This is a genomic window from Alistipes sp. UBA6068 (assembly GCF_949428155.1).
In the GTDB taxonomy this organism is placed as follows: domain Bacteria; phylum Bacteroidota; class Bacteroidia; order Bacteroidales; family Rikenellaceae; genus Alistipes; species Alistipes muris.
Genome location: NZ_CASQFS010000012.1, coordinates 34,253 through 56,549, shown reverse-complemented (window position 1 = coordinate 56,549; position 22,297 = coordinate 34,253). Strand labels below are relative to the sequence as shown.

At 61.3% G+C, this 22,297-nt stretch carries 17 protein-coding genes and 1 pseudogene; 11 read left to right on the top strand and 7 right to left on the bottom strand.

Annotated features, from left to right (window positions below):
- Positions 1 to 96 precede the first annotated feature (96 nt).
- Together QVG21_RS07920 and QVG21_RS07915 are read right to left on the bottom strand one after the other, a co-directional pair.
- Positions 97 to 534 carry a hypothetical protein gene (locus QVG21_RS07920; protein WP_251214307.1) on the bottom strand — a complete coding sequence of 146 codons (438 nt, stop codon included), beginning with the start codon at positions 532 to 534 and terminating at the stop codon, positions 97 to 99.
- A gap of 4 nt (positions 535 to 538) precedes the next feature.
- Positions 539 to 1,759 (bottom strand): site-specific integrase, encoded by a 1,221-nt coding sequence (locus QVG21_RS07915; protein WP_287923823.1) that lies wholly within the window; start codon positions 1,757 to 1,759, stop codon positions 539 to 541.
- A 320-nt stretch (positions 1,760 to 2,079) separates the two neighbouring features.
- Between QVG21_RS07915 and QVG21_RS07910 the strand changes: the two genes are divergently transcribed.
- On the top strand, positions 2,080 to 3,123 hold the full coding sequence (locus tag QVG21_RS07910; protein WP_502871767.1) for a linear amide C-N hydrolase: 1,044 nt from the start codon (positions 2,080 to 2,082) through the stop codon (positions 3,121 to 3,123).
- 36 nt (positions 3,124 to 3,159) lie between these two features.
- On the opposite strand, the pseudogene QVG21_RS07905 reads toward QVG21_RS07910, so the two are convergent.
- A pseudogene (locus QVG21_RS07905) lies at positions 3,160 to 3,390 on the bottom strand (FCD domain-containing protein); the annotation flags it as partial.
- A 128-nt stretch (positions 3,391 to 3,518) separates the two neighbouring features.
- Between QVG21_RS07905 and QVG21_RS07900 the strand changes: the two are divergent.
- From QVG21_RS07900 to QVG21_RS07855, 10 genes are all read left to right on the top strand, one after another.
- Positions 3,519 to 5,120, top strand: coding sequence for a thiamine pyrophosphate-dependent enzyme (locus QVG21_RS07900; protein WP_287923821.1), 1,602 nt, complete (start codon positions 3,519 to 3,521; stop codon positions 5,118 to 5,120).
- Positions 5,121 to 5,142: 22 nt separating this feature from the next.
- A complete protein-coding gene (locus QVG21_RS07895; RefSeq protein WP_251214303.1) occupies positions 5,143 to 5,727 on the top strand; it encodes an indolepyruvate oxidoreductase subunit beta in 585 nt (194 codons plus the stop codon).
- A complete protein-coding gene (locus QVG21_RS07890; RefSeq protein WP_287923820.1) occupies positions 5,724 to 7,046 on the top strand; it encodes an aminotransferase class I/II-fold pyridoxal phosphate-dependent enzyme in 1,323 nt (440 codons plus the stop codon). The genes QVG21_RS07895 and QVG21_RS07890 overlap by 4 nt, the downstream gene beginning before the upstream one ends.
- A gap of 6 nt (positions 7,047 to 7,052) precedes the next feature.
- Positions 7,053 to 8,348, top strand: a complete 1,296-nt coding sequence (locus QVG21_RS07885; protein ID WP_287923818.1) for an acetyl-CoA hydrolase/transferase family protein — start codon at positions 7,053 to 7,055, stop codon at positions 8,346 to 8,348.
- Between the two features lie 355 nt (positions 8,349 to 8,703).
- On the top strand, positions 8,704 to 9,390 hold the full coding sequence (locus tag QVG21_RS07880) for an ABC transporter ATP-binding protein (RefSeq protein WP_287923816.1): 687 nt from the start codon (positions 8,704 to 8,706) through the stop codon (positions 9,388 to 9,390).
- The gene (locus QVG21_RS07875; protein ID WP_287923814.1) at positions 9,387 to 10,637 is read left to right on the top strand and encodes an ABC transporter permease; all 1,251 of its coding nucleotides are present in this window, start codon (positions 9,387 to 9,389) and stop codon (positions 10,635 to 10,637) included. Before QVG21_RS07880 ends, QVG21_RS07875 begins: the two co-directional genes overlap by 4 nt.
- A gap of 7 nt (positions 10,638 to 10,644) precedes the next feature.
- Positions 10,645 to 11,904, top strand: a complete 1,260-nt coding sequence (locus QVG21_RS07870; protein WP_287923812.1) for an ABC transporter permease — start codon at positions 10,645 to 10,647, stop codon at positions 11,902 to 11,904.
- Positions 11,905 to 11,929: 25 nt separating this feature from the next.
- Entirely contained in the window at positions 11,930 to 13,042 is a 1,113-nt protein-coding gene (locus QVG21_RS07865; RefSeq protein ID WP_251214297.1) for an efflux RND transporter periplasmic adaptor subunit, read from the top strand.
- A 3-nt stretch (positions 13,043 to 13,045) separates the two neighbouring features.
- Positions 13,046 to 14,380: a TolC family protein gene (locus tag QVG21_RS07860; protein WP_287923810.1), complete on the top strand. Its 1,335-nt coding sequence runs from the start codon at positions 13,046 to 13,048 to the stop codon at positions 14,378 to 14,380.
- Between the two features lie 40 nt (positions 14,381 to 14,420).
- Entirely contained in the window at positions 14,421 to 16,082 is a 1,662-nt protein-coding gene (locus QVG21_RS07855; protein ID WP_287923808.1) for a putative transporter, read from the top strand.
- On the opposite strand, the gene QVG21_RS07850 is transcribed toward QVG21_RS07855, so the two are convergent.
- From QVG21_RS07850 to QVG21_RS07835, 4 genes are all read right to left on the bottom strand, one after another.
- The gene (locus QVG21_RS07850) at positions 16,051 to 17,352 is read right to left on the bottom strand and encodes a mechanosensitive ion channel family protein (RefSeq protein ID WP_251214294.1); all 1,302 of its coding nucleotides are present in this window, start codon (positions 17,350 to 17,352) and stop codon (positions 16,051 to 16,053) included. The genes QVG21_RS07855 and QVG21_RS07850 overlap by 32 nt on opposite strands.
- Before the next feature lie 148 nt (positions 17,353 to 17,500).
- Positions 17,501 to 19,882, bottom strand: a complete 2,382-nt coding sequence (locus QVG21_RS07845; RefSeq protein ID WP_287923806.1) for an OstA-like protein — start codon at positions 19,880 to 19,882, stop codon at positions 17,501 to 17,503.
- Positions 19,883 to 21,292, bottom strand: coding sequence for a peptidylprolyl isomerase (locus QVG21_RS07840; protein ID WP_287923804.1), 1,410 nt, complete (start codon positions 21,290 to 21,292; stop codon positions 19,883 to 19,885). It abuts the gene before it with no gap.
- Positions 21,293 to 21,386: 94 nt separating this feature from the next.
- Positions 21,387 to 22,286, bottom strand: coding sequence for a hypothetical protein (locus QVG21_RS07835; protein ID WP_321571061.1), 900 nt, complete (start codon positions 22,284 to 22,286; stop codon positions 21,387 to 21,389).
- Positions 22,287 to 22,297 lie beyond the last annotated feature (11 nt).

The following is a 22,297-nucleotide window of genomic DNA, read 5'->3' as shown; positions in this document are numbered from 1 at the left end:
AGCAAAGCGAGATAAATACTGGGCAACACAATAGTTAAATGTAACCTAATGTAAATGGGCTGACCAGTAAAAACCTATTTTTACCGGTCAAAAAAATCATAATTTTTTACAAATTTCTTCAATTGTTGCTTCTATATCGATTTTTCTGGGCCCGATACCCGAATCAAACCGCACGATTAATCCTTTGCGCATCCAGTCTTCGACCGTTTTCCGATTACGTCCTGTAATCTTTGAAAACTGCCCAACGGTTACAGCACGTTCTTCATCCGGAAAAGACGACAAAGGAAAAGCTCTCTCATTACCATTCATATCGCACAATAGAACATCCGAAGTCATATAATTTTGAAGTTTTTCGAGAGTCTCCTTGAATCTATGCCGTTGTGCATGATCAGCCTTTTTTACTCGAATATCAATATTGCACCAATCATAATCGTCTCTATTGACTCCATGACATTCAACCAACTCTTTTGCAATTGCCTCACGAGTTTCTAATGAGAATTGCATTAAAAATTTATCGTATTTATACCGTCCCATAATGCTAAAATTGCGTGAGTAATTCCGCATTTTTCTGCCGCTCCTCGCGCTCGAAGCTGGCGAGATAGTTTTCGGTCGTTTTAAGGTCTTGATGCCCCAGCGATTCGGAGATATAGGCGATGTTGGCACCGGCCCGTTTCAAGACCGTAGCGAACGAATGCCGGGCCGTATAGGTCGAGATATTGCCTATTCCGAGGACACGGCCGATTTCCGCCATCCGTTTGTTGATGGCTTTAGTCAGATACATCGTTTTCATCTTTTGTTTCATCGCATCTTCCGACCCGTCGAGAATCGGGAAAATGAATCGCTCCGGCGCTGGCGCATTGCCTCGTCGGTCGATAATGGCCCGCATCTGTTCGGTGACAATAACTCGAATCTCTTTGCGGGTTTTGGTAGTGTGTTCTGTTTTTTGCCGGACGAAGCAGATTTCGCCGTTCACGATGTCCCGATATCTCAACTTCACGAAATCGGCTACATTGATGCCATTGCAGAGGTAGAGAAACAACCAATAATCGCGGTATTTAGCCGAGGTGTCGGTTCCGTCGTCGTAACGGGCGATTTGTCCGATCTGCTCTAATGTAAGCGCCAGCTTGCGTCCTTCACCAGCTTGTATTTCATAGCGACCGCGGCCGAACGGATATTGCGCCTCCTTGACTACGCCAAGACGTCGAGCTTCATTGAGGATGGCTCGCAGATGACGCAAGTGTATCGAAACAGTCGTCTGTGTTTTTCCCTCCTTGTGCAGAAATGCAGCATACTTGTCCAACCACGCGACCGTGATTACCTCGAACCGGATATGCTCACCAGAGAAACGCTCCAATCCTTTCAACACGTTATCGTAGACAAGCATACTGCCGATACGCTCAGCCTTTCGCAAACACTCTATCTTCGCCCGGAACATCGTATTTACCGTATCCGACGCTGCCCCTTTCAACCGACCGTTGAGAGCATCGAGTGAGAAGCTGCCCGCCGAAGCCAACTCTTCGACGGCAGACCGTACAATCTGATAGCTGTTTTCGATGTCCTTGCGGACTGCGACAGCCTGCCGGGCTTTCGAGGTAGGCAACACATTCCACTCCTCCGGTGTCATATCCTTACCGGTCGGATAATATCGGCGATCCCGCGCATAAGTTACCCGAATACGAACCGGATACAGTCCGTTTTTCTTCGGGTGACCGGTGTCGAGCATCGCGGCCACCGTAATGCCGTCTTTTGCGTAATTCATTTTGTGTATAAATTTCGAAATCGGGTACACAATTTATACACAAAACTACAAAATAAATAGAAATCGACAAAAACAAAATGAAAGAAAATAATTATATTTGCATCTGAAAAACAGCCAATTACAAACAGTCATAGAAATCGGACGAAATTTGCAAAAACAGCCGAATTATGCCTACGGATCAGAAGGTTACAGGTTTGAGTCCTGTCGGTGTCACTCTCAAAATCAACCTCTTACAGCAATGTAAGAGGTTTTTTCGTGTCGTATCCGAAAACTCCGGCCCTAAGAAGAGGTGTAGCACGCAATTTGCGAAAAGGGCGAACATGAACAAGAAAACAATTCTGATACTGCTGCTGGCGACGGCGGCATGGAGTGAACCGAGAGCGGAAATGTGCACGAGAGTAGTATACACGGGCCCGGAAGAAACAACGCTGACGGGCCGGACGATGGACTGGAAAGAAGACCCGCAGAGCAAACTCTGGGTATTCCCGCGGGGCATGCGCCGCGACGGAGCGGCGGGCGCGAACTCGCTGGAATGGACGTCGAAATACGGCAGTGTGGTGACCTCGGCCTACGACATCTGCACGACGGACGGGATGAACGAAAAAGGACTGGCCGCGAATCTGCTGTGGCTGGCGGAATCGGAATACCCCGCGAACGACGGCCGCAAACCGGCCCTCTCGGTCTCGGCATGGACGCAATACGTACTGGACAACTTCGCGACAGTGGACGAAGCCGTGGCCGCCTTTTCGGGCGGCGAATTCGACGTGGTTTCGGACATGATGCCCGACGGCACGAGGATGGCAGCGCTCCATCTGTCGGTGTCGGACGCCACGGGCGACAGCGCCATATTTGAATACATCGACGGCAAACTTGCCATCCACCACGACCGCGCCTACAAAGTCATGACCAACTCGCCCGCATTCGAGAAACAGCTGGCGCTCGACGACTATTGGAACAGCATCGGAGGGCTCGTTTTCCTGCCGGGCACCAACCGGGCGGCCGACCGTTTCGTACGGGCTTCGTTCTACATAGATGCGGTTCCCAAAACCGCCGAGCAGCGGCTGGCCGTGGCGTCAGTCTTCAGCGTCATCCGCAACGTCTCGGTGCCGCTGGGCATCAGCACGCCCGACGAACCGAACATCTCGTCGACGCGCTGGCGCACGGTCGCCGACCAGAAAAACCGCGTCTACTACTACGAATCGGTGCTCTATCCGTTCCTTATCTGGGTGGATTTCGACGAACTGGATTTCACGGCAGGCGCTCCCGTCGGGATGATCGACCCGGCCTCGGGCAAACGGTATGCCGGGAACACGAGCGCAGAGTTCAGCCCGGCCGAGCCGTTCGTCTTTCAAGCGGCGAAATAGCACAAGTCCCGGAAAACGAATGTTTCCGGGACTTTCTCATTCGAGGAAATGATTCTCCTGGTTGTTGGTGCGGGAGAACTCGCGGATGGACTTAAGGTGGCGTTGCAACATGGCGACGCACCCTTGCTCGTCGTGCTCGCGAACGCACCGCAGCAGCTCGCGATGCTCGAAACAAACCTCGTCCAACGACACGGAACAAACCCGGTAACGCTGATAGTAGCGCAGAACGTCGGGCGTAATAACCAACAGCAACGACACGATAACAGGATTGTGCGCCCCGCGCCGAAACTACGATTCTGCCGAAAATCGGCGCAATCGCTAACTTTTTGTTGCCGAAAGCGGTTTTTCTGCTAAAAGTTTTTAACTTTGTACGAAACAGCTAACCGACCGCAAACATGGCAAAACGGGAACTTTTACTCGGAGACGAAGCTCTCGCGCTGGGAGCCCTCCACGCAGGTCTGTCGGGCGTGTACGCCTACCCCGGCACCCCCTCGACCGAAATCACCGAATACATCCAGCTCCATCCGCTCACCGCGCAGCGCGGCATCCACTGCGCGTGGTCGGCCAACGAAAAAACCGCCATGGAGGAAGCCCTGGGGATGTCGTTCGCCGGAAAGCGGGCGCTGGTCTGCATGAAGCACGTAGGGATGAACGTCGCGGCCGACGCGTTCGTCAACGCGGCCATGACGGGAGCCAACGGCGGTCTGGTCGTCGTGGCGGCCGACGATCCCTCGATGCACTCGTCGCAGAACGAGCAGGATTCGCGCTTCTACGGCAAATTCGCCGGAGTGCCGGTCTTCGAGCCCTCGACCCAGCAGGAAGCCTACGACATGGTACAGGAGGCGTTCGGGCTGTCGGAACGCCACCGCATCCCGGTGCTGATGCGCCTGACGACCCGCATGGCCCATTCGCGCGCCGTGGTCGAAGTGGCCGACGTACGCGAACAGAACGCCCTGCACTGCCCCGAAGCGGAGCACAAGCGCCAATGGGTGCTGATGCCGGCCAATTCGCGCGTGCGCTACAAAGCACTGCTCGAAGAGAACGCCCGGCTGGAGCAGGAAGCCGAAACGAGCCGATTCAACACCTATACCGACGGGGCCGACAAGTCGCTGGGCATCATTGCCTGCGGCATCGCCCACAACTATGTCATGGAGAACTTCGCGCAGGGGGCGCCGTATCCCGTGCTGAAGATTTCGCAATATCCCCTGCCCGCGGCGCTGATTCGCCGCATGGCCGCCGAGTGCCGGGCGCTGCTCGTCGCCGAAGAGGGGCAGCCCGTGGTCGAAGAAGCCCTGCGGGGCATTCTGCCGACCCCCATAGCAATCCGCGGGCGGCTCACGGGCGAACTTCCCCGCACGGGCGAACTGACGCCCGACAGCGTGCGCGCCGCCTTGGGACTGGCGCCGCTGGAAGCCCACGCCCCGAGCGAAATCGTCGTACCGCGTCCGCCCGCCCTGTGCCAAGGCTGCGGCCACCGTGACATGTACGCGGCGCTGACCGAAGTGGTCCGCGAAGAATACCCCGCCGCCAAGGTCTTCAGCGACATCGGCTGCTACACGCTCGGGTGGCTGGCGCCGTTCCATGCCATCGACACGGTGGTGGACATGGGCGCGTCGATCACCATGGCCAAGGGAGCCGCCGACGCAGGACTGCGCCCGGCCATCGCCGTCATCGGCGACTCGACCTTCACCCACTCGGGCATGACGGGGCTGCTGGACGCCGTGAACGAACGGAGCCCCATCACGGTCATCATTTCGGACAACCTCACCACGGGCATGACGGGCGGCCAGGATTCGGCGGGCACCGGACGCCTGGAACAGATATGCGCCGGGCTGGGCGTCGACCCGGCCCACATCCGCGTGACGGTGCCGCTGCCCAAGAACCGCGAAGAGATGAAACGGCTTATCCGCGAAGAAATCGCCTACGACGGCGTGTCGGTCATCGTTCCCCGCCGCGAGTGCATCCAGACGGCCAAGCGCCACGCCGCCAAGAAATAGCCCCACCCAACCACCAGCGACAATGAAAAAGGACATCATACTTTCGGGCGTCGGAGGACAAGGCATCCTCTCGATAGCCACGGTCATCGGCCGCGCCGTGCTCGACGCAGGGCTCCGAATCAAGCAGGCCGAAGTGCACGGCATGAGCCAGCGCGGCGGCGACGTGCAGTCGAACCTGCGCATTTCGTCGGACGAGGTGCGCTCCGACCTGATTCCGCAGGGGGCCGCCGACATCGTTATTTCGCTCGAACCCATGGAGGCTCTGCGCTACCTGAAGTGGCTCGCGGCCGACGGATGGATCGTGACCAACACCGTCCCGTTCAAGAACATCGACAACTACCCGGCGGACGACGCCATCGCCCGCGAACTCGCGGCCCGGCCCCATGTCGTCCGAATCGACGCCGAAGCCATCGCCCGGGAAGCCGCCTCGCCCCGCTCGGCCAACATGGCGCTCTTAGGCGCCGCGGCACCCTTCCTGGAACTCCCGGTCGAGAAGCTGGAACAAGGCATCCGCGACATCTTCGCCCGCAAGGGAGAGCAGGTCGTCGAACAGAACCTCGCGGCGTTCCGCGCCGGATACGCCCACGCCCAAAAACAGATAGGATGACAAAGACCCTGCCGCTGCCCGCTTCGGCCCTCGGCGAGGTGCTGGAGCGGATGGAGATCGCCGACATCGCGCAGGCGACCATCCGTCAGTCGGGCGACATCGCCCGCACGCTGGAACAGGAATCGGGAACCGAATTCCTGCATCTGGAAATGGGGATTCCGGGACTGCCGCCCCACGAAGCCGGGGTCGAAGCCGAATGCGCGGCCCTGCGGCAGGGCGTCGCGTCGCTCTACCCCAACATGTTCGGCATCCCGGCGCTCAAGAACGCCGCGTCGCGGTTCGTCCGGGCGTTCCTCGACGTCGATATAGCCCCCAAAGGCTGCATCCCGACGGTGGGTTCGATGCAGGGCAGTTTCTGCGCGTTCCTGCTCTCGTCGCAGCTCGACCCGCAGAAAGACACCATTCTGTTCATCGACCCGGGGTTCCCGGTCCAGCGCAGTCAGGTCAGTCTGCTGAACATCCGCAGCGAATCGTTCGACATCTACGAACACCGGGCCGAAAAACTGGGCCCCAAAATCGAGAGCTACCTCTCGACGGGCCGCATCGCCGCCATCGTCTACTCCAACCCCAACAACCCGGCGTGGATATGCCTGACCGAAGACGAACTGCGCACCCTCGGCGAACTGGCCACGCGCTACGACACGGTGGTCATCGAAGACCTCGCCTACCTCTGCATGGACTTCCGCAAGCCGCTGGGGCGTCCGTTCGAGCCGCCCTACCAAGCCACCGTGGCGCGCTATACGGACAACTATATCCTGCTGATTTCGGGCTCGAAGATTTTCAGCTATGCCGGGCAGCGCATCGCCATTGCGGCCATCTCCGACGCCCTCTACCGCCGCGAATACCCCGCCCTGCGCCAGCGCTACGGCATCGGACGGCTGGGCGAAGCCTACGTGCTGGCGATTCTCTACGCCGCATCGTCGGGCACGAGCCACTCGGCGCAGTATGCGCTGGCCGCCATGTTCGACGCGGCGGCCGACGGTCGGCTGGACTTCGTGGGAGACACTTCCGAATATGCCCGCCGAGCCCGCCGGACCAAGGAAATCTTCCTGCGCCACGGTTTCCGCATCGTCTACGACAAGGACCGGGACGAGGAGGTCAGCGACGGATTTTTCTACACGGTCGGCTACCCCGGGCTGAGCGGCTCGGACCTGCTGCGCGACCTGCTGCTGCACGGCATCTGCGCCATTGCCCTTTCGCTCACGGGCAGCCGCCAGGAGGGCATCCGCGTCTGTGTCTCGCAGATGAACCGCCCCGAACAATTCGACATGCTCGAAGAACGTCTTGCACTCTTCGCACAAACCCACCCGCTTGAATAACCGCCCATGAAATACACTTCCGCCGCCGAAGCCGCAGGGCTCATCCGCTCCCACGACAGCGTCTACATCCAGGGCAGCACCTCGATTCCGGAGACGCTCGTGGCCGCCATGGCCGCCCGGGGCCCCGAACTCACCGGAGTGAAACTCTACTCGGGATTCGCCGTAGGCCGTGCCGACGCCCCCTACTGCCGCCCCGAATACAAGGACGCCTTTTTGGTCAACAGCCTGTTCGTGGCCAACAACATCCGCCGCTGGCTGGCCGAGGGCTACGGGCAGACGATACCTGCTTTCTTAGGCGAAATCCCGCGGCTGTTCCGCGACGGCACGCTGCCTGTGGACGTGGCGCTGCTCAACGTATCGCCGCCCAACGAGGAGGGCTACTGCTCCTACGGCGTTTCGGCCGACCTGGCCGTCTCGGCCGTGGAGTGCGCCAAGACGGTCATCGCGCAGGTCAACCCGCACATGCCTTTCTCCTACGGCGACGCACTGATTCACGTATCGCGCATAGCGGCGGCGGTCGAAGCCGACGAACCGCTGGTGGAGGTTCCCACGGCCACCCCGACCGAGACGGAAACCCGCATCGGCAGTTACATCGCCGAACTCATCCCCGACGGTGCGACGCTCCAGATCGGCGTGGGCGGCATACCCAACGCCGTACTGGCGGCGCTCAAAGGCCACAAACACCTCGGGCTGCACACCGAAGCGATGACCGACGGGGTGCTTCCGCTGCTGGAAAGCGGCGTGATCGACAACTCGCAGAAAAAGGTGCTGCCCGGTACGACGGTGGCGTCGCTGGCGCTGGGCTCGCGCAGGCTCTACGACTACATGGACTACCGCAAAGACCTGCTGATGAAAGACGTGGCGTGGACCAACGACCCGTTCCGCATCCGCGAAAATCCGCGCGTGATGGCCATCAACTCGGCCGTGGAGGTCGACCTGACGGGGCAGGTATGCGCCGATTCGGTCGGCGAACGCATCATCTCGGGCGTGGGCGGCCAGCACGACTTCATGTACGGCGGTGCGCTGTCGGAAGGCGGCAAGACCTTCATCGCCATCCCCTCGGCGACGCCCAAGGGCGAATCGAAAATCCGTGCGCGTCTGAGCCCCGGAGCGGGCGTCGTGACGACCCGCCACATGGTGCAGCACATCGTCACCGAATACGGCGTGGCGCATCTGCGGGGCAAGAACCTGGCCCAGCGGGCCCGGGCGCTGATTGCAATCGCCCACCCCTCGGTCCGCGAAGAACTCGAACGCGCCGCCTGCGAACGCTTCGGCTATTCGTTCGTCCACCTGCGCGGATAGGCCGCAAGCGCCCAGGATAGCCGAATTTCATTCCTGTCACTCCGAGGAAAGGCAAAGCCTTGACGAAGAATCCATCTCGCAAAACAGATTCTTCGCTGCGCTCAGAATGACATTTCACTTATCATTTACCGAAAAGAACGGCTCGGAGCCGTTCTTTTTTTGCTGCCTGCGAAGATGCGCCAACAAGGCATTGCCGGACGGATTATGGCGCTGTCGAGGACCGAAATCCGATAAAAGAGTAAAAATTTATTGATTTTCGATAAAAATAAATTGTTTTTCGAGCAATAAATCGTACATTTGTCCGTTGACATACGAGGAAACCGGCCACCGGTCCCGACCGCAAACAGGAAAAAACATGATAAGACTGCACCAAATCCACAAAACCTACAACAACGGTTCGCCGCTGCATGTGCTCAAGGGCATCGACCTCGAAGTGGCCCGCGGCGAACTGGTGTCGATCATGGGCGCTTCGGGCTCGGGCAAGTCGACGCTGCTGAACATCCTGGGCATTCTGGACAACTACGACAGCGGCGAATACTACCTGGCCGGGCGGCTGATCCGCCATCTGAGCGAGACACAGGCGGCCGAAGCGCGCAACAACATGATCGGCTACATCTTCCAGTCGTTCAACCTCATCGGCTACAAGAACGCGATGGAGAATGTCGCCCTGCCGCTCTATTACCAAGGCGTGCCGCGCCGCAGACGCAACGCCCTGGCGCTCGAATACCTCGACATGCTGGGGCTCCGGGAGTGGGCGGCCCACCTGCCCAACGAAATGTCGGGCGGGCAGAAACAGCGCGTAGCCATCGCGCGGGCCCTGATAAACGAACCGCAAATCATCCTGGCCGACGAACCGACGGGCGCCCTCGACAGCGCTACGTCGCAGGAGGTGATGAACCTGCTGCGGCGCGTCAACACCGACCTGGGCATGACGATCATCTGCGTGACCCACGAACAGTCCATCGCCGACCAGACCGACCGCATCATCCGCCTGCGCGACGGCGTGATAGACACCATCACCACAACGGACCCGGGACGATGAACGAACTGCTGCTCGAAATCTGGACCTCGGTCCGCCGCAACAAACTGCGCACGTTCCTGACGGGCTTTTCCGTAGCGTGGGGCATCTTCATGCTGGTCATCCTGCTGGGCTCGGGCAACGGACTGAAGAACGGCGTGCTCTCCAACCTGGGCAACTACGCCATCAACTCCATCGACCTCTACGGCGGGCGCACCTCCAAACCGTGGAAAGGCTACGAGAAAGGCCGCCGTATCCGGCTCAACATCAACGACCTGGAGATTCTGCAACGTGAATTCCCCGAAATAGACAAGATAGCCGCCAAAGGCTGGTACAGCGCCCAAGCAATCACCCGCAACGACAAGTTCGCCAACGCCTCCCTCTGCGGTGCGCTGCCCCAAACCGCCGAAATAGAAGGCATCGAACTCGCGGCAGGCCGCTACATCAACGAAGAGGACATCCGCCGTTTCCGCAAATCGATCATCATCGACGAACCCCTGCAACGCCTCCTTTTCAAGGACGAAGAGCCGTTAGGCAAGCAAATCAAACTCGACGGCCTGACATTCACGGTCGTGGGTGTCTACAAGGGTGATGCGCAGCGCACCAACTCCACGTGCTACATCCCGCTGACGACCGGACAACTTATCTACAAGGCCAACGACTTGGAGATAAACACCATAGCTATTACCGTACAGGGCATCGACACCGACAAGGCGATGGACGATTTCGAGCAGCGGCTGCTCCGGCGGCTGGCGGCCGAACACGACTTCGCCCCCGACGACAAAAGCGCCCTCTGGATCGACAACACCCTGGAACACTACAAAAGCATGATGATCGTCTTCGGCGGCATCAACCTGTTCGTGTGGATTATCGGCATGGGGACCCTGCTGACGGGCATCGTCGGGGTGAGCAACATCATGCTGGTGACCATCTCGGAGCGGACCGCCGAATTCGGCATCCGCAAGGCGCTGGGAGCCCGTCCGTCGTCGATCGTGCGGCTGATTCTGACCGAATCGGTCATGCTGACCGCCGCGTTCGGCTACATGGGCATGGTACTGGGCGTCGCCGTCATGGAAGCGGTGAATCGCTGTCTGGTCGCCTCGCAGCAGGTGTCGGACGGTCCCACGGTCTTTCTAAACCCGACGCTCGACATCGGGGTAGCCGCCAGCGCCACGCTGGTGCTGGTGCTCTCCGGACTGATCGCCGGCTACATCCCGGCCCGACGGGCCGCACAGCTCAAAACCATCGACGCACTCCACTACAACAAATAGGACAGCCATGCAATTCTTCGACCCCGACCGCTGGAACGAAATCTGGCAGACCATCAGCCGTAACCGCCGGCGCAGCGTCATGACGGCGCTGAGCGTCTTCTGGGGCATCTTCATGCTGACCGTGCTGCTGGGCGCCGGGGCCGGGCTGGAGCGGCTGCTCGCCCGCCAAATCGGAGCGATGAGCACCAACCTCGTATTGATGCAGAGCAACCGCACGTCGGTTCCCTACAAAGGGATGCCCTCGGACCGGCAATGGAACCTCGAAACCGAAGACGTGGCCGCCGTGAAGCAGCTTCCCGAAGTGCTTTATGCCACGGGGCTCAACTGGGGCGGGTCGCACCCGTGCAGCCGCCAGGGGCGCAAGGGCGACTACGGCGTCATGGGCCACACCCCCGACTACCAGCTCATCAACCCCGAAAAAATCATCTACGGCCGCTACATCAACGAAATCGACATCCAGCGCAAGCGCAAAGTCTGCGTCATCGGCACGCAGGTGTGGAAAGACCTCTTCCCGGGCGGCGAGGACCCCACGGGCCAGATGATCCGCATGGGCGGCGCCTATTTCACGGTCGTCGGGGTCCAGCAGCGGCAGAGCTCAATGGTTTCGTTCAGCAACGTCGAACGCACGGTCGTACTGCCCGCCACCCTCGTGCAGCAGCTTTTCGGCTTCGGCAACACGGTCCACATGCTTGCCGTCGCCGGACGCGACGACGTGGACAGCCGGACCTTGCAGGAAGTCTGCAAGAAGACGGTCTTCGCCCGGCACATCATCGCGCCCGACGACGAAAAAGCGGCCTGGATAATGGCCGTGGCCGAGTTCATCGAGAAGTTCCGCGGCGTCACGCGCGGCATCAGGCTGCTGACCTGGATCGTCGGACTGGGAACCCTGCTGGCGGGCATCGTCGGGGTGAGCAACATCATGCTGGTGACCATCAAGGAGCGGACGCAGGAAATCGGCATCCGCCGCGCCATCGGAGCCCCTCCGGGCGCCATCCTCTCGCAGATACTGAGCGAAAGTTTCGTGCTGACGTTCATTGCGGGCGTGCTGGGGCTGACCGCCGCCGTCGGACTGCTCTCGGTGGCCGATTCGGCCTACCACCAGGCGGTGGTCGTGGCGCAGGAGGGGGCCGACGTCTCGTGGCAGGTGTCGTTCGGCACCGCCCTGCTGGCGTTGGCCATCATCGGCGCCGGCAGTCTGCTGGCCGGCGTCATTCCGGCCTTTCGGGCACTGAAAATCAAGGCGGTGGACGCCATACGCGAAGAATAGAGACAACAACAAAACGGATACGGCTATGAAAAAATTCCTCAAAATCCTTTCGGGCGTGCTTTTCGCGGCGCTGCTGCTCGGCACGTTCTGGTTTCTGTGGCAGAAGACCCGCCCCGAGAAGACGGTCTACGCCATCGTGCAGCCCAAGCTCGACACCCTCCGGCAGTACGTCATCGCCACGGGCAAGGTACAGCCCCGCGACGAAGTGCTTATCAAGCCCCAGATTTCGGGCATCGTCTCCGCCGTCTGCAAGGAAGCGGGACAGAGCGTGCGCAAGGGAGACATCATCGCCACGGTCAAGGTTGTGCCCGAAATGGGACAGCTGTCGAGTGCCGAATCGCGCGTCTCGGTGGCCGAAATCGCCCTTGCCCAGACCCGCCGCGAGCACAACCGCACAGAGGTGCTCCACGAAAGAGGGGTCGTCTCCGACGAGGAGTACGAGCAGAGCCGCGCCACGCTGGCCAAGGCCGAGGAGGAACTGCGCAATGCCCGCGAAAACATGGAAATCGTCAAGAACGGCATCACCCAGCGCTATAAGGATTTGAGCAACACGCAAATACGTTCTACCATCGACGGCATGATCCTCGACGTGCCCATCAAGGTCGGCAACTCGGTCATCCAGGCCAACACCTTCAACGACGGCACCACCATCGCCACCGTGGCCGACATGACCAACATGCAGTTCCAGGGCAAAGTCGACGAGACCGACGTGGGCAAACTCCGCAGCGGCATGCCCGTGCGGCTGACCATCGGCGCCTTGCAGGATGTCGAACTCGATGCCGAACTGGAGTACGTGGCCCCCAAGGCGACCGAGGACAACGGCGTCATCATGTTCGAGGTCAAAGCCGCCGTGAGCATCCCCGAGGGGATTTTCGTGCGGGCCGGATACAGCGCCAACGCCAGCGTGATGATCGAGAACCGCGAAGGGGTACTCACCCTGCCCGAAAGCACCGTCGAATTCGACGGCGGCAAATCCTACGTACAGGTCCTCACCAGCCCCGAGGGGAGCGAGGAGCAGACTTTCGAGCGCCGCGAAGTGGGCGTCGGTCTCTCCGACGGCATCGACATGGAGATTACGGAGGGTGTCGGCGAGAACGACCGGGTCCGCGGCGCCAAACAGGCAGTCAAAGAGAAGTAGGCCATGAAAAAGTTCATTCTGACCGTCGCGCTGTGGGCCGCAGCCGCCGCACAAGCCCAGCAGCCCGGGCCCGGCGCCCCGTGGACGCTCGAAGAGTGCATCCGCCACGCCCAGCAGAACAACATCGAAGTGCAGCAGCAGGCTCTGACCGTCGAACGGCGCAGCGTGGAACTCTCCACGGCGCGCTTCAGCCGGCTGCCCGACCTGAACGCCGCCGTCGGCTACAATGCGTCGTTCGGACGCGGCACCTCGGCCGACAACGTCCGCCGGAACGAGACGCTGCAAACCGGTTCGTTCGACCTCTCGGCTTCGATGCCGCTGTTCGAGGGGCTGCGCATCAACCGCCGGATCAAGGGCGGCAAACTCGACCTGGCCGCCGCCACCGAAGACCTCGAACGCATCCGCGAAGACGTGGCGGTGCGGGTCATGACCCGTTATCTGGAAGTGCTCTACAACAAGGAACTTGTCGGCGTGGCCGAACGGCAGCTGGCGCTGAGCAGCCGGCAGGCGGCCCGCAGCCGCGAACTGGTGGACGCAGGCAGGCAGCCCGAATCGGCCCTCTACGAAAGCCAGGCGCTCGAAGCCAACGACTTCCTTGCGCTCACGCAGGCCCGCAACAACCTCAGTCTTGCCCTGCTCGACCTGAGCCAGACGCTCAACCGCGAGAGCGCCGCAGGCTTCGACATCGCGGTGCCCCGGCTCGACAGCATCGCGCTTGCGTCGCTGCGCCGCTTGGGCTCGGCCGATGCGGTCTACGACTACGCGGCGCAGAACCGCCCTCACATCCGCTCCGAAAGGCTGCGGCTCGAAAGCACCGAAAACGCCGTCCGCATCGCCCGCTCGGCCCTCTACCCCACGCTTTCGCTGCGCGGCGGCTTCGGCACAGGCATATACAGCACCATGGACATGGATTTCTCGCCCCAGTTCGCCAAAAACCGCAACGAATTCGTGGGGCTCTCCTTAGGCATACCGATTTTCAACCGCCGCGCCACGCGCAACAACGTCCGCACGGCCAAGATTTCGGTGCGCAGCCAGCAACTTGCGCTGCTGAATGCCGAACAGACCCTGCGCAGGGAAATCGAACAGGCGTGGGTCAACGCCGATGCGGCCTACGCCAAATATGGTGCGGCCGAGAAAGCCCTGGCAGCAGCGCGCGTGGCTTTCGCCTACGAAGAGCGCAAGGCCGAAGCGGGCCGCTCGACCCTCTTCGACTTCAACGACGCCAAGACCCGGATGCAGAAAGCCGAAGCCGAACTGGCGCAGGCCCGCTACGAATTCGTGTTCCGTCAGAAAATCCTCGACTACTACCGCGGCGAACCCCTGACGCTGGGAAAATAAAAAAATTGGGTTACTTTTGCAGCCATAAAACGCACCCGCGATGGACTGGCTCCGAACCATACTCGTCGAACACTCGGCCCTGCAAGCCGTGATGGTCATCTCGCTCATCTCGCTCGTCGGCATCGGGCTGGGCAAAATCCGCTTTTTCGGCATTTCGCTCGGAGCGGCGTTCATCTTCTTCGTGGGGATTCTGGCCGGACACTGCGGACTGACGATCGACCCGGCGATGCTGGCCTACGTCGAGAGTTTCGGCCTCGTGCTGTTCGTTTATGCCCTCGGGTTGCAGGTGGGACCCGGGTTCTTCAGCTCGATGCGCGCCGACGGCGTGCGCCTGCTGCTCCCCTCCATCGCGGTCATCGCGCTCGGCACCGGAGCCGCCGTAGGGCTGAGCTACGCTTTCGGCATCCCCATGCCCAGCATGTCGGGCATTCTGTGCGGCGCCACGACCAACACCCCTGCCTTAGGTGCCGCCCAGCAGACGCTCCAACTGCTCGGAGAGGAGACCAACGGCGCCGCCTTGGGCTGCGCCCTCACCTACCCGATGGGTGTGGTGGGAGTAATCCTGGCCCTACTTTTCGTCCGCAGGGCATTCGTCCGCCCCTCCGACCTGACGGGCCCCGACGCCGAACACCGCCGCAGCGTCTTCATCGCCAGCTACCGGCTGACCAATCCGGCCCTTTTCGGCAAGAGCCTGCACGACGTGGCGGCCGAGAGCCAGCGCCATTTCGTCGTCTCGCGGCTGTGGCGCGACGGGCGCGTTTCGATTCCCACCTCCGACAAGACCCTCGAAAAGGACGACATCGTGCTGGCCATCACCCGGCCCGACGAAGCCGACGCCCTGCGGCTCCTGTTCGGCGAGCAGGAACACAAGGACTGGAACAGCGAAAACATCGACTGGAACTCGGTCGACAACCAGCTCATCTCGCAGCGCATCCTCGTGACGCGGCCCGAAATCAACGGCAAACGGCTGGCGTCGCTGCGCCTGCGCAACAACTACGGCATCAACATCAGCCGTGTCTACCGCTCGGGCGTGCAGCTGCTCGCCACCCCCGACCTGCGGCTTCAGCTGGGCGACCGGCTGACGGTCGTGGGCGAAGCCGAAGCCATCCGCAGCGTCGAAAAGATACTGGGCAATGCGGTGAAAAGCCTCAACGAACCCAACCTCGCGGCGGTTTTCATCGGGCTGTTTCTCGGCCTTGCGCTCGGGAGCATCCCCGTGGCGATACCGGGCATTTCGGTACCCGTCAAGCTGGGGCTCGCGGGCGGTCCGATCATCGTCGGCATTCTGGTCGGCACGTTCGGCCCCCGGCTCCACATGATAACCTACACCACGCAGAGCGCTAACCTGATGCTGCGGGCGCTGGGACTTTCGATGTATTTGGCCTGCCTGGGGCTGGATGCCGGGGCGCACTTCTTCGAGACGGTCATGCGGCCCGAAGGGATGCTGTGGCTCGGCACGGGCGTACTGCTCACCTTCGTACCCGTAGTGCTGGTGGCGCCCCTCGCCCTGCGGCTGTTCCGGCTCGACTACGGTTCGGTGGCCGGACTGCTCTGCGGCAGTATGGCCAACCCGATGGCCCTGGACTACGCCAACGACACCATCGAGGGCGACAACCCGTCGGTCTCCTACGCCACGGTCTACCCCGTCTGCATGTTCCTGCGCGTAATCATCATTCAGATTGTGCTGATGCTGACGCTCTAAGGGCTTCCGCCGCCCGGGTCCATGCGCGGAGGTCGTCGCCCGAGGGCGACTGGAACGCCCGCAGCCCGAACTCGGGCAAAGCGCACAGCATGTGCTCGAAAACGGCCAGCTCCACCTGCACGTAATCGGCGAAATAAATCGACGTGGTATAGAAATAGAGTTCGAGCGGCACGCCCGTATCGGTCGGCGGAAGCATCCGCACGGTCAGCTTCATGTCGCGGCGCGCCGAAGTCTTCTCTTCCAGATAACGCATCATGTAGGCGCGGAAAACCGCCAGATTGGTCTGCCGCAGTCCGTTGACGGAAGGTTCCCCGGCCCCGACACCCTCCGATTCGTTGGCCTTGGCATACTCCTTTTCGGTCCGGTCGATGTAGTCGCCGAGCAGCCGGATCCGGCGGAAACGGTCGAGCATTTCGGGTGTGCAGAACCGGATGGTGGTCATGTCGACGAGCAGCGACAGCTCGATGCGCCGCCCGCCCGAAAGCTGCATCGCATGCCAGTTGACGAACGAATCGCTCACCAGCTGGTAAGGCGGCAGGGTCACTATCGTGTTGTCCCAGTTACGGATTTTGACCGTCGTGAGCGACACCTCCTCCACCGTGCCGTCGGCGCCGAACTTGGGCACCGAAATCCAGTCGCCGACCTTGAGCATGTCGTTGGCCGAGAGCTGGATGCCCGACACGAAGCCCAGGATACTGTCGCGGAATATCAGCATCAGCACCGCCGCCGAGGCGCCCAGGCTGGTCAGCAGCAGCGTCGGCGACTTGTCCATCAGAATCGAAATGACCAGAATGGCGCAGATAAGCAGCGCGATGCCCTGCGCCGTCTGCCGCAGCCCCTTGATGGGCTTGTTCTGCCACGCCGGACGCGTCGCGACGATATGGAACGAAGCATAGATCAGCGCGCTGGCAAACCGGAAGACCGAAACGAGGAGATAGACGTTGAGCAGGCGCATCATGACCGTCTGCGCGTGGGATTTCTCGTCGAAGACCACCGGCAGCACCACGTCCAGCAGCACGGCGCTGACGACATGGCAGCCGCATTTGAGCACCCGCGTGCTGAAAAGCGTATCGTCCCACTTGGTCCGCGTACGCTCCACCACCTTGCGCACACCCGGCACGACGGTCCACTGCAACAGGTAATCGACGAGCGTGACGATGAGAAGGACCAGCCCGCAGGCCACCCAGACGTCCCAGCTGTCATGGGCCGCCGATTCGACCCCCAGCCCGTCGAGCAGGGCGTCGGTCCATTTTTTCAGAAGATGGCGCATAAAGCGCCGTCGAGCAATTTCCGCGCCGCAAAGACCGCACGAAAAGAGCCGGAAAAGCCTGTGTTTCGGGAGAAGCGCTCAGCCCCCGGCAGGGCTCAGCGCGCCGGGAGTTCGGCCGGGCGGAATTCCGGCCGTTCGGGAATCCGTCTCAGAATTTCGGGCCGCCCGAGCGGGGCTGTCCCACCTCGAAGCCCAGCTCGTGCATCCATTCGACCGTAGCCGGATCGACCTGGTCCACGCGGTCGGCCCAACGCCGCTGTGCGACGAGCATCCTGCGGTGCTCCTCGATGCGCCGCTGCAACGGGAACTGCGGATGCCGCAGCGCCTGCCGCGCCTGCCGCTCGGAAGGACGGATGCGGCGGTCGAAGACGTCGGTCTGCGACGGACGCCGCGCCCCCTCCCACCTGAAACCTTTCAGATAGAGCTCCTGCCCGGGCGGCAGCTTGCCGATGGGCGTGATGGAATAATGGGGCTCGGTGTACCAGGCCATGCGGACCACCTGATTTTGGTCGATATAGAAATTGATGCTGCCGCTCTCGACGAAAAAGAGCTCGGTCACCTGCGGCGGCTGACCGTCCTGGTTGAAATAGAGGGTCTGGGCATTGCCGTTGACGCTGTTGAGCCAGATGGCGTTGTCGCGGAAATAGGCCGTCATCTCCTTGCCGGCGATCTGGTTGTAATAGACGCTGTCGAGCCGGCTGACCATCATCGGACTGCCGACGAACTCGGCCCGTTCGAGCTGCTGACTGCGGGTGAACACATCCATCACCTCGGAGGTAATCTGGTTGGTCTCGTTCCACAGCACGGGGTCGATGTAGAAATGCAGCGTCGAATCGGTGCTGACGGCGGTCATCGAATCGCAGACGCTCTGGAAATCGGAACGGTAGATGCGGACGTTGCGGTAGCCCTTGAGCAGGCGGTAGATGCTGTCGTGCGCCGGGGGCAGCGAATCGAGCGTGTCGGCCGGGGCAAACATGGCCGCGCTGTCGATCACCCATTCGTCGTAGAGCAGTCTGAAAAGCGAATCGCGCTCGGCCTGGCTGCGGGCCAGCTGCCGTTCGAGTTCGCGCAGGGCCGCCGAATCCACCGGAATGGGCTTTCCCCTGCGGGCGGCCCGGGCCTGCCGGGCGCGCAGCTTGGATTCGGCCTTGAGCCTGCGGGCCGCCAGCCGCGCCTCCTCGCGCTCTTTCTGCGCCAGCAGTTTGGCCGTAGCCTTGGCCTGCCGTTTGGCCGCGATTTCCTGCAACAACTTTTTCTTGCGGGCCGCGGCCTCTTTCTTACGCATCTCTTTGGCCTTGCGGGCTTCCTCCTTGAGCCGGGCTTTCCGCTCGGCAGACGTCAGCACCACGCTGTCGGCCACCAGCGAATCGACCGCAGGGGCCGCCGCCAGCGAATCGGCCAGAACCTCATGCCGCAGGGAATCGGTCGTCGGAACCGGCTGCGCCGGCTCCACGCTCGGGCGGCCGTTCCTTTCGTCCGCACCCGGACGGGCGGACAGCGAATCGCGCACTTCGGCTTTCGTGCCGGCTTCCTCCTTGGGCGCGTCGTCCACCCAAGGCAACGTATACAGGCAAATCGAATCGGCCCGCATGAAGAGCGAATCGCCCTGCGAAAGGTCGTAGCTGACGACCGCCGGACGCCGGGTCAGCAGGGCGTTGCCGGGCTGCTTCCAATATTCGCCGTAATCGCCGAACGCCAGCACCTTGTGCGTGGTGTCGTCGATTTGGATGTCGCGGCGCAGAATCGCGTGGTTCTGCGCCCGGTAGAAGTCGATGCTGTCGCTCCACAGCTCCTGCTCGGCGGTGAGCAGATAACCGTTGCGCGTCACGAGGTAGAGGGTGTCGGCCTTGCGGTATTCGCCGCGGTCGGCATAGAGGTAGTCGCCCCCGCTGCTCCAGATGTGGGTCCGGTCGAAGAAATAGGCGTTGTCGGTGGCCATGTTGTAAACCACCGAATCGCCCGTGAGCTCGTACTCGTCGCTGCGCATTTCGACCTCGTCGACCGCCACCAGCTCCTTGGTGTCGGCATAGTAATAGCCGCGCACCGATTCGAGGATGTTCTCGCGGTTGGTCAGCACTCCGCCGCCTGCGAAAAACCCGACATTGTCCTTGGTATTGAACCGGAACTCGTAGGTATAGAGCGTGGCGTCGCCGTCGACCACCTTGATGATGGGCGAATAGACACGGGCCTCGTTGACCTCGCCATTGTAGTCGGCCCGGTCGCCGTAGATGTAGGTGGTGTTCTTGTTGATTAGGACGTTGCCGAAGAACTCGATGCGCTTGTCCGAATAGCGCACGGCGCTGTCGCACGTAATGACCGCCCCGTTATGCTGCGCGGCGAAGTTGCCGACCAGGAAGATGACCGAATCGCCCGGAGCCACCGGACCCGAAAGGTCGGACTTGAGGTCGATGATTTTCGGAGCCGACCCCGCGGCCGGCCCCTGCGGCTGCGGCGCAGTCTGCATCCCGCCACCGGCAAAAACGGCCCCGCAGAACGCCGCCCCCCCAAGTATGGCAAACCAACGGCGCACCTACTTGACCCAGTGTTTGTTCTCGAACTCGCCGTCGCGGAATTCGGGAGCTATGAAGACATACATGGCGTCGATCTTCTTGGTGAGCCACTCGCGGAACACCCGGTCCTGCTTGGCCGCGATAGCCATCTCTTCGAGCCGCAGGTAATCCTCCTCGAGCGACGCCTGGTGCGTGGGGATGATTTCGACCAGCTTGACGATTTTGGCCATCTTGTTGCCGAGCATGTCCTCGGTGAGGAACGCGGGCGAGACGCCGCCGGGTTCGAGTTTCATCAGGGCGTTGTAGTCGTCCAGGCTTCTGAAATGGCCGAAATCCTCACGCAGGAACTTCGTGACCGTGAGCTTGGGATTCGACGCGTTGTAATAGCTCATGATGTCGCTGTTCGACACCACGCCGCCGTTCATCTTCGAGCCCTTGTCGTCGGAGTGGAGCAGCGCGGCCCGCTCGAAGGTAACCGAATCCGAACGTATCTGCCGGGCCAGGCTGTCGAGCTGGTCGAGCGACGCAGCCTGCTCCTCGACCGTGTAGATGGGTTTGAGCAGGATATGGCGGAAATGGTAGTAGTCGCCCTGCCTGTCGATCATCTGGATGATGTGGAACCCGAACTGCGATTCGACCACCTCGGAAATCTGCCCGGGGCGCATCTTCTCCAGCGCGGCGGCGAACGACGAATCCAGCTCGGCCAGCCGCGAGGGGGGCATCTCGCCGCCCCGCATCATGGTGCCGGGGTCGACCGAGTACATGCGGGCCAGGTTCTCGAACTTGGCGTTGCCCGTGATGACGCGGCCGCGCATGTCCAGAAGCCGTTCGCGCGTGCGCTGCTTGGCCTCGGTCATCGACTTGGGAAACTTGGTTATCTGTGCGTAGACGTACTGCTCGGCGATGGTCGGCAGGCTGTCGCGCGACAGCGACTTGTAGTAGCGCTCCACCTCGCCCGGCACGATGGTCACCTTGCTCACGACGGTGCGCTGCATTTCGTTGGCGTACTCCTGCTCCTCGTAGCGCTGCCGCATGATCTCGCGGATGGTGAAGACGGGCATGTGGTGCTTGGCTTCGAGCTGTGCAATCGACCCTTCCTCGTCGACCATGCGCTGCACCTGCTCCTCGACGGCCGACACGATGGCGGCGTCGTTGATTTTGACCGAGTCGATCAGCGCCTGGTTGTAGAGCAGCTTGCGGGTCATGAGCGCTTCGAGCGCCTCGCTGCGCGGGTCGCGGTCGGAGGTGTAGCCCTCCTGCCGCCGCTGGCGGACCAGCTGCGCGGCATAATCGTCGACCTCCGAAGCCAGCACCGACGAACCGCCCACCACGGCCACCACCTTGTCGAGCATCACCTGCCGTTTCTGCGCCGCGACGCTCCCTGCGACGAGCAACGCCAGCGCCGCAACCAAGATACCTTTTCTCAACATATTTTTCCGTTCCTAATTCATGCAGCTTTTCCCGCCTCGGCAAAACCCAAGCAAACTCGGCTCCGCACCCGGCTTATCGAAAAGGCCATATTCTCTATTCGTTCTCTGCCGCTTCGTCCTCGGGTTTCTGACGCCCGTAAATCTCCACCTCGCCGCTTTCAAGCGAACGGTTGTAGAGGTCCTCCTCCTGGCGGCGGATGGTCTCGCCCTGCCGCTGGTTGAACAGAATGCGGCGAATCGTGGGCCGCAGCCGCTCCAGCGGAATGGGGTCGCCCGGGCGCCGGACGTCGACGATGCGGAAATAATAGTGCGAATTGTTGTCGCGCATCTCCTGCACCGACGACGAGGAGAGCATCGAATTGTAGTTCTGCGACTTGAGCGTGGGCAGGTAGCTCAGAAACTCCGAAAAGTCGGTCCAGCGGTCGCGGAAGTCGTTGACCATAAGCCCGTTCTTACGGCAGAAAGCCGTGAAGTCGCGCTGGTCGGCATCGGACGGCGAAGCCATCGCCTCGCGCAGGCGGCGGGCCTGCCGGAAGTTCTCGGGGAAGCGGACGATGCGTCCCTTGACCACCGGGTGTTCCAGCTTGAAATCGCCCTTGTGCGAATTGTAATAGGCCGCGATTTCGTCGTCGGTGAAAGTCGTATCGACCCCGTTGTCGACGTAGTGCTGTTCCAGCTTGCGGATCAGCAGTGCCTGCCGGTATTCCTCGACCATCCGGTCGATGTCCTCGACCGAGGAGGAAAAGAGCACTTCGGCCTCCTTGATTTTGAGCTGCTTGCGCACCCACCGATCCACATAGACCTCCAGAAACGCCACGCTGTCGTCGCCCGTGACCCCCGCGGGAACCACCGACTGCACGTTGCTCTGCCGCAGTTCCTTGCCTCCGGCACGCGCGAGCAAGGTATCCTTGTTCAGGTAGGCAGGCAGTTCCTGACACGCCGCCAGCGCCAGCAGCCCGGCGGCAATCCCTATCTTCTTACGCCAATTCATCATAGTTTCAAGTT